The sequence below is a fragment of the Pseudomonas sp. HY2-MNA-CIBAN-0224 genome (assembly GCF_040310285.1).
Lineage (GTDB): Bacteria > Pseudomonadota > Gammaproteobacteria > Pseudomonadales > Pseudomonadaceae > Aquipseudomonas > Aquipseudomonas helleri.
Genome location: NZ_JBEOPQ010000431.1, coordinates 1 through 279, shown reverse-complemented (window position 1 = coordinate 279; position 279 = coordinate 1). Strand labels below are relative to the sequence as shown.

Here is a 279-nt window from a genome sequence, read left to right as displayed (position 1 = left end):
AGGCTCAATAATTTTTGTTGCTTCTGCCCGCTGGTAACCCATCAAAGCTTGTAATGCACTACCAATCACTAACCCTATTGCCAGTATCATTATCAGCAAATAGTTGATCATTCGAATGGGGAATTTAGAGGGAGAAGAACCGTATGGAGAGGTATTTTGAAAAAAAGAAGGCTGAGAAGAACGGTCTTGAGAAGAAAGCTTATGGAGATTTTCTGAGCTTATAGACAGAGCTTGACGCTGATGGATAGCTATCAAAATAATAGCAACGATGACTAGTAG

The 279-nt window shown here is 39.8% G+C and carries 1 protein-coding gene; it reads right to left on the bottom strand.

The window, feature by feature from the left end; all coding sequences use genetic code 11:
* Nucleotides 1-279, bottom strand: a 279-nt coding sequence (locus AAEZ03_RS27055) for a hypothetical protein (protein WP_350582900.1), incomplete at both ends; no start/stop codon positions are given.